The sequence below is a fragment of the uncultured Campylobacter sp. genome (genome assembly GCF_938045535.1).
Classification (GTDB): domain Bacteria; phylum Campylobacterota; class Campylobacteria; order Campylobacterales; family Campylobacteraceae; genus Campylobacter_B.
This window is the reverse complement of sequence record NZ_CALIMQ010000197.1, coordinates 1-8,101: the sequence shown is the minus strand read 5'-3', so window position 1 is coordinate 8,101 and position 8,101 is coordinate 1. Positions and strand designations below refer to the sequence as shown.

At 50.7% G+C, this 8,101-nt stretch carries 7 protein-coding genes and 1 pseudogene; all 8 read left to right on the top strand.

Going from position 1 to position 8,101, the window contains the following annotated elements; genetic code table 11:
- Window positions 1–133: 133 nt before the first annotated feature.
- Window positions 134–1,360: an NADH dehydrogenase (quinone) subunit D gene (gene nuoD, locus Q0095_RS06090; protein ID WP_297882325.1), complete on the top strand. Its 1,227-nt coding sequence runs from the start codon at window positions 134–136 to the stop codon at window positions 1,358–1,360.
- The gene (locus tag Q0095_RS06085) at window positions 1,357–1,587 is read left to right on the top strand and encodes an NADH-ubiquinone oxidoreductase subunit E family protein (RefSeq protein WP_177386790.1); all 231 of its coding nucleotides are present in this window, start codon (window positions 1,357–1,359) and stop codon (window positions 1,585–1,587) included. The genes nuoD and Q0095_RS06085 overlap by 4 nt, the downstream gene beginning before the upstream one ends.
- Window positions 1,584–2,291: a hypothetical protein gene (locus tag Q0095_RS06080; RefSeq protein WP_297882322.1), complete on the top strand. Its 708-nt coding sequence runs from the start codon at window positions 1,584–1,586 to the stop codon at window positions 2,289–2,291. Before Q0095_RS06085 ends, Q0095_RS06080 begins: the two co-directional genes overlap by 4 nt.
- Before the next feature lies 1 nt (window position 2,292).
- A complete protein-coding gene (locus Q0095_RS06075) occupies window positions 2,293–4,998 on the top strand; it encodes an NADH-quinone oxidoreductase subunit G (RefSeq protein ID WP_297882320.1) in 2,706 nt (901 codons plus the stop codon).
- A complete protein-coding gene (gene nuoH, locus Q0095_RS06070; RefSeq protein WP_297882318.1) occupies window positions 4,995–5,990 on the top strand; it encodes an NADH-quinone oxidoreductase subunit NuoH in 996 nt (331 codons plus the stop codon). The genes Q0095_RS06075 and nuoH overlap by 4 nt, the downstream gene beginning before the upstream one ends.
- A 10-nt stretch (window positions 5,991–6,000) precedes the next feature.
- Window positions 6,001–6,585 (top strand): annotated as a pseudogene (gene nuoI / locus Q0095_RS06065) (NADH-quinone oxidoreductase subunit NuoI); the annotation flags it as partial.
- Between the two features lie 329 nt (window positions 6,586–6,914).
- The gene (locus Q0095_RS06060) at window positions 6,915–7,442 is read left to right on the top strand and encodes an NADH-quinone oxidoreductase subunit J (protein ID WP_297882316.1); all 528 of its coding nucleotides are present in this window, start codon (window positions 6,915–6,917) and stop codon (window positions 7,440–7,442) included.
- Window positions 7,443–7,825: 383 nt separating this feature from the next.
- On the top strand, window positions 7,826–8,101 hold a 276-nt coding region (locus tag Q0095_RS06055), incomplete at its 3' end, for a pyruvate formate lyase family protein (RefSeq protein WP_297882314.1).

Genomic DNA, 8,101 nt, shown 5'->3' with positions numbered 1-8,101 from the left:
TCTATCACGAGGGCGGTTACGGAGAGCCGCGGCCGCAAGAGAAAATTTTACAAGAATATCAGGAAGAGGGCGGCGTGCGTTTCGTAAAACGCGTTAAACGCGGAATTTACAAGATCATCACAAAGAGAAAATAATGCAAAATCCAAGCAAGCTAAGACCGTTTTTCGAAAACATCGAGTACGAGCGCGAGGGCGCGAATATGATCTTAAATTTCGGTCCGCAGCATCCAAGCGCGCACGGCCAACTAAAGCTCGTGCTGGAGCTTGACGGCGAGCGCATCGTGCGCGCCCGCCCCGGCGTGGGCTACATGCACCGAGGCATCGAAAAGATGGCAGAAAATATGATCTACGCGGAGTTCGTTCCAGTAACAGATCGCATCGATTACATCGCATCGGGCTCGAACAACTACGGCTTTTGCGCCGCGGTCGAGAAGCTCTGCGGCATTGAAGTGCCGCGCCGCGCGCAGATCATCCGCACGATCTTGCTTGAGCTTAATCGCATCAGCTCGCACCTTCTGTTTTTGGGCACGCACGCGCTTGACATCGGCGCGATGACGGTATTTCTTTATTGCTTTCGCTCGCGCGAATATATACTCGATCTGATAGAAAAATACTGCGGCGCGCGCCTTACGCACAATAATATCAAAATCGGCGGCGTATTTTTGGACCTGCCTAACGGCTGGCTAGAAGAGATGTTAAAGTTTTGCGAGGAATTTCCAAGCGATATTAAAGAATTTGAAGATATGCTCGATACGAATAGAATTTGGCTAATGCGAACCGAAGGGGTGGGTGTGATCTCGCACGAAGCGGCTCTTAGCTGCGGCTGTAGCGGCGTGACGCTCCGCGCTAGCGGGCATGCTTGGGATATCCGCAAAGAAGAGCCCTATCTCATCTACGACGAGCTTGATTTTGACGTGCCGTATGCGAGCGAGGGCGATTGCTACGCGCGCTATAAGTGTTATATGGCGGAGATGCGCGAGAGCCTTAAAATTTTGCGCCAGTGCGCGAAACACTATCCGCTAAGCGATCCGCAAATTTTAGCGATCGATCCCGCTTACGTAAATCCGAGCAAAGAGCAGATCATGACGCAGAACTACTCGCTGATGCAGCATTTTGTGCTGGTTACGCAGGGTTTGCGCCCGCCCGTGGGCGAAATTTACGCCGCGAGCGAGAGTCCTAAAGGCGAGCTTGGATTTTATATCCGCTCGATGGGCGAAAGCCGCCCGTACCGCCTTAAGATTCGCACGCCGAGCTTTTGGCACTGCGCGGTCTATGAAGAAATTTTGCCCGGGCAGTATCTTGCCGATGCAGCGGCGATCATCGGCAGCACGAATATCATTTTAGGCGAGGTGGATCGATGAAGCGCTACGATTTGAGGCATCTGGGCGATAAATTTTTAAACCGCATGGGCGAAATTTTGAAAAATTCCGCTCGCGGCGAGACGATGATCTTTATGTTTGAGATGGGCGATTTCAGCGCGGTTCAAAAAAGCGCCGATCTGGTAGAGGGGCTAAATTCCACGCTTTTAAGCTCGATTCGTTATAACCAAGTCGATTGGATGGTCGTCGCCAAAAAGGGGAGAGGATGAAAATTTTAAATTTCGCGTCGCTGCTTAGCTTGCAAAATCCCGCGCTTGCAGAAGGTTTTAAGAGCGCTGAAATTTTAAGCGTATCGCCGCTGCAAGATCCGCATCTACCCGGCGAGCTGATAAAATGCGAGATCGGCGCGCAAAGCTTCGTGCTGGCGCTAATCTGCGCGAGCTTTTGCGACGAGCCCTATTTTGCGGAGCTGGATCTGGAGTATCTAAGCGGCGAAAGTAGCGTGGGCGAGGAGGAGATCGAGCAGATCGCGGAGTTTTTACAGGGAGACTGCGACGCGCTTTTGATCGACGATGCGCTCATTAAAACTCATCCCGACGCTGAAAATATCAAAGCCTTTCTATCTCTCATAGCGGCGAAGTTCGGGGTTAAAATTTTAAGCTTACGCGGCGAGCGAGCGGATTTGGGCGCACAAGAGCGGGTAAATTTAAGTCATCTAAAAGAGCTTATGAGCTTCGACGGCGCCGTGGTTTTCAAACACGATGCGGACGATAAACTCATCGGCGGAAGGTATTTTAGCATGGTCGCAAAGATCAAGGGCGGCGATCGCGTCCGCATAAAGACGCCGCATCTAAATTTAGAAAAAGAATTTATTTTGGATGAGGAGCTAAAGGGCACGATCGCGCTTTTAGGCTCGGGCGGGCAGGGCTTTGGCGGTTATAATTTCGAACTAGCCGAAATTTCTAAGGTTTAAAATGGCAAAGATCACGATCGACGGTAAAGCTTGCGAGTGCGACGAGGGTGAGTATATCTTGCAGGTCGCGCGTCGCTGCGGCGTTTTTATCCCTGCGCTTTGTTATCTAAGTGGCGGTACGCCGACGCTCGCATGCAGGCTTTGTATGGTCGAAGCGGACGGCAAGCGCGTCTATAGCTGCAACGCCAAGGCCAAGGACGGCATGGTCGTTTACAGCCGCAGCCCCGAGATCGACGCCGAGCGCGAGGCGATCACGCAGGTTTACTGTATTAACCATCCGATGGCATGCGGGGTTTGCGATCAAAGCGGCGAGTGCGAACTTCAAAATTTAGCCCATCTGATGCGCACAAATGCCCAAAGCTACGCTATCCGCGATACGGCGCGCGAGGTGCAGGATTGGGGATATTTGAGTTACGATCCTAGCCTTTGCATCGTCTGCGAGCGCTGTATCACCGCCGCGAAAGACCGCTTGGGCGTAGATGCGTTTAAGCTCGTCCCGCGCGGCGGAGACGCGCCGAGCAAGGAGCAAAAGGACGCGATGCCTAAAGACGCCTACGCCGTGTGGAACAAACTTCAAAAAAGCCTAATCGCGCGGGTAAATGAAAATGATGATTGCGTAAACTACGGCGAGAGCGCGGCGGTCTGCCCGACGGGAGCTTTGGTGGAGAGCGCGTTTAAATACGTTTCAAACGCCTGGGAGCTGCGCCAGATCCCCGCTTCCAATCCGCACAGCAGCGATTGCGAACTGCTTTATTACGAGGTCAAGCGCCGCGGTATAGACGACGCACGTGAAAAAATTTATCGCGTTAGTAGCGACATAAATTTTAGCGTTCTGCATGCAGGAGCGCGCTTCGGCTGGGATTTTTCAAACGAGCGGGCGAGCAAAAACGAAGCGGTCTTTAGCCGCATCGTGCGCGGCATCGAGGACGGCGAGATTAAAAATATCAAATTTAATAGCTTCATCACCAACGAAGAAGCGCGGATTTTAGAGCTTTTGCGGCAAAAATTTAAGCTCGCTCTGATTAACGACGAAGCGCTTGCGTATCAAAAATTCCTGCGCGAATTTTCTAAGCTTAGCGGCACGAAATTTTATAATGCGGATTCGCAGACGGTTAAAAACAGCGATTTCATCGTTGTTTGCGGCACATTTTTACGTAGCGACGCGCCAAATCTGGGCTATGCGGTAAACAGCGCCTGTAAGCTAAATAAGGCAGGCGGAGTATATTTTCATCCGTTTTGCGACGAAGGCATTAAAGGTTTTGGCAAAAATTTCATCCATCAGCCGCACGCCGCGGGCTTGGAGGCAGAGATCCTTCTTTGGATCTTGCAAAAGTTCGGGCGCGATCTACCTGAGTGGCTGGATGCGAAACTCGCGGCGGAATTTGAAATTTCGCATGCTGCGGCGAAGGAAAATTTAGACGATAAACCCGCAGATTCGCAAAATCCTGAGAATTCTGCGGAGGCAAATGGCGCTGGGAACGTTGCGAGTGCGAGCTGTGCCGAAAATTCCGCAAGCGCGGACGGCGCTGAAAATTCCGCAAAAAATTCTGCGCAGAATTCCGAGAATCCTGCGGAAAGTAAAATTTCAAATTTTGCCCGCGCGCTGGGTCTGGACGAGCAAAAAATAGATGAAATTTTGGCTAAAAAGGAGCGTTTTTCGCTTATCATCGGCGAGGATTTTATCCGCACGCCAAATAGCGCCACGCTTGCGCGCCTGGCGGGTTTGGTGCAGCGCTACACGCCATTTAAGGTGCTATTGGTGCCGCCGCGCACGAACAGCCTGGGCGTCGCGCTCATCTGTGAGCTTAGCGCGCAAATGAGCGCGGGCGAGACGCTAGGCTACAATGAAGCGGGCGATATTAGCTTCGGCGTGCTGGAAGCGGATCTGGACGCGCCTAGCTTGGTGCAGCAGGAGGGCACGTTTACGAACTACGATAAGCGCGTGGTGCCTACCAATGCGGCGCTTGATTATGGCGGATACGAGCTAAACGACATCGCCTGTGCGCTTGGGGTTTGCGCGGAGCACGCGATCTGCTATACGCCTAGCTTGGGCGCGGATTTTGAGCAGGTTAAATTTGACGATTTAGAAAATTTCTACGACAACGGCGGCGCAAATCACCGCGGATATGAGCTGCGAAATAAGGAGTTTGCCGCAAGCGAGGAGGAGTTTGAAATTTCGCTTTCCGCGCCGCTTAGCGCGGGCGAGGGCGAAATTTTAATCTATGAGGCAAATCCGCTGCATCAATTCAATAAATTTAGCGGAGCAAGCAGTGGGCTCGGCGAAGCGGGCGCGCTGTATCTAAGCTCCGGCATCGCCGAAGCTCTGGGCGTAAGCGCGGGCGATGTCGTTAAAATTTACAAATCGGACGGCACGGGGTATAATGAAAAAACTGGCGGCGCAGGCAAAATTGGCGCTGCTGATAATGAAAGCGACAAGGGTGGCGCTAGTCATGCAAAAAAAGCGGATCGCTCTAGCAGCGCGCACAAAGTCGGTACCTCTGACAATGAAAACAGCGAAAGCAGCACAGAGGAGCTCGTAAGCTTAAAGCGCGAAATCGTCGCTAGCGTAAAGATCGATCCAGGCTTTAGCGGGGCGTATCTGCCGTATTTTGATGAGAAACTGCGCGGCGAGATATTTTTCAAAACCTCGCGCTACGCCGGCGTAAAAATCGAGAAAATTTCAAATTCCAAAGGAGAGGGCAGATGAGCGATAGTGCATTTTATTTCGTAGCCACCGTCTTAAAGGCGCTCGTGATTTTAGCCGTTATCGCGCTGCTCTCGGGGCTTGCGACCTACGCCGAGCGCAAAGTACTTGCCTTTATGCAGCGTAGGATCGGGCCCTCTATGGTCGGGCCTGCGGGGCTTTTGCAGGTGGGCGCGGATATGATAAAGCTTTTTACCAAAGAGGACGCGATCCCTGCGCGGGCGAATAAGCTTCTTTTCAAAATCGCGCCGATCATATCGGCTACGGGAGCTTTCGTGGCGCTTTCGGTAGTGCCGCTGCTGCCGGAGTTTACGATCGGCGGGCGGACGGTACAGCCGATTTTAAGCGATATAAATGTGGGAATTTTATTCCTACTCGGAGCTAGCGGCACCTGCGTTTACGGACTGCTGATCGGAGGGCTTGCGAGCTACAATAAATGGGGCACGATAGGCGCGTTTCGCGCGTTTTTGCAGATCACCTGCTTTGAGGTGATAAACGGCCTTAGCCTGATCCCTATCGTGATGATCACGGGCTCGCTCTCGCTCATCGACATCGTAAGCGCGCAAAGCGGCGGCATTGATAAGTGGTTTATCTGGAAAGAGCCCGTCTGCTTCGCGCTCTTTCTTATCGCAGCCTTTGTAGAGTGCAACCGCACGCCGCTGTGTCTTACCGAAAACGAAACCGAGATCGTAGCGGGCGCCGGTACGGCGTATTCGGGAATGCGCTGGGGTATGTTTTTTATCGGCGAATATGCCAATATCATAACCTACTCCGTCGTTACGACGCTGCTATTTTTGGGCGGATTTAACGCGTTTTGGTTTATCCCTGGCGGCGTTATGATGGTGTTAAAATCAAGCCTCGTGTTTTTCTGCTTCCTATGGGCGCGCGCGGCGTGGCCGCATCTGCGCCCCGATCAGCTGATGGGGCTTTGCTGGAAAGTCTGCATGCCGTTAGCTCTTGCTTGCGTGCTAATTACCGCGCTAGCGATCGTTTAAGGAGGGTACGATGGCAAGATACGCCCAGATCGATAAACGAACCCCTATTAAATCCGGCGGCGATAAGTTTCGCAGATTCCTAGCCCGCACCTTTAATGGCGAGCTTTTCGTGGGGCTGTGGGTCGTTTTGCGAAATATGTTTAAGCGCGGCGGCTCGCATACGCTTCGATATCCTATGGAAAAATTTGTCATGCCGCCTAGATACCGCGGCGTGCATAAGCTTATGCGCCTGCTTGAAAGCGGCAGCGAACGCTGCATCGGATGCGGCTTGTGCGAGAAGATCTGCGTGGCAAACTGCATCGCAATGGAGACCAGCCTCGGCGCCGACGGCCGCAAAAAGGTAGATAACTACTCGATAAATTTAGGGCGCTGCGTCTACTGCGGGCTTTGCGCGGATGTCTGCCCTGAGATCGCTATCGTGCACGGCTGCGAATATGAGCTTGCGAGCGAACAGCGGGCATACTACGGCTTTAAAGAGGATCTTTTAATTCGCGGCGAAAATTTATGTTTAAACGGCGCGGCGCAGGAGTTTGCAGGCTATGGCAGCCTGGATGAAAACGCAGGCGCGCGGATCAAGGTGACGCCGAACGCCTATATAAAAAGCGACGCCGCAAGCGATGAGCTAAGCTTAAAGAGCGCGGATTCAAATTTAAAAAATAGTGCCGCGGAAAGCTCCAAAAAAGAGGGCGTCGCTAGCGATAAAATTCTATTTTCAAAGGGCGCGGGCTTAAGCGGCGAAATTTTAGCCGAGCGGCAAGACGTCGGGCGGGCAAGCTTAAAGGAAAACTCCGCCGCGGACGCCGAAAATTCTAAAGAAAATTCCGTTACGGACGCTCAAAATTCCGCGCCTGATTCGCAGCGAAATTCCAAAGAAAATCTCGTCTCTCAAAGCGCCGAAAATTCCGCCGCGCAGGGGGAGGAGCAATGATACAAACGCTTGCATTTTATTTTTTCAGCGCGGTTTGCCTGGCGCTTTTCGGCATCAGCGTTTTTAGCAAAAACGTCCTTTACGCCCTTAGCGCGCTGGCCGGCGGCATGGTCTTTATGAGCGGATTTTTCTTCTTGCTGGATGCGGAGTTTTTAGGCGTGGTGCAGATCATAGTCTACACTGGCGCCGTGATCGTGCTTTACGGCTTTGCGCTGATGTTTTTGGGCGCGGATAAAAACGTAATCGAGCCGAAAAAGGGGGCAAGGCTATTTTTCGCGCTTAGCGGCGTGATCGCATTTTTGCTCGTGATTATCGTGCTCGGCGCGGTGGTCGCAAACAACGTAGAAACGCTTAAAATTTTAAACACCGACGATACCGAGGCGCTTGGGATGATTATTTTTACGAAATATCTAGCGATTTTCGAGCTTGCAGCCGTGATGCTGCTCGTGGCGATGATATGCGCTATCGTGCTTGCGCATAAGCAGATGGACGCAAGCCTGACATACGAAGAGAGCGAGGGATAAAATGAGTCTAAATCACTATCTGATCGTCGCTGCGATGATGTTTGGGCTCGGGCTTGCGGGTATGATGAAGCGAAGAAATTTGATAATGCTCTTTTTTGTTTTTAAATTAGTGAAATGAAGATAAAAAGAGGTTAGATTGTGAACAATTAAGGTTATATTGTGAAATATTTCATTCTGTTTCAAAATTTTAGTACAGCATATTAAACTGTTATAATACATCTTTCACAACTTATACTGCCTTAAAATAGCGATTATAACAATACTTAACAAAATCTTTGTATTTTTTTACACTTATGTATTGCACTTAAAATTAATTGTGTTATAATATTTGTGTAGATAGCTGTTATAAGTTTCACAACCAATTATCTAAGGAGGAAAAATTTATGGAACAATGGAACGGTTTTAAAGGTAAAGTATGGAAAGAAGAAGTTAACGTCCGTGACTTTATCCAAGAAAACTACACACTTTATGAAGGAGACGACAGTTTCTTAGCTGGACCTACTGAAGCTACTAAAGCTTTATGGGCACAAGTAATGGACTTGAACAAACAAGAACGTGAAGCTGGTGGTGTCTTAGACATGGACACTAAAGTTGTATCAACAATCACTTCACACGGTCCTGGATACTTAAACAAAGACTTAGAAACAGTAGTTGGTTTC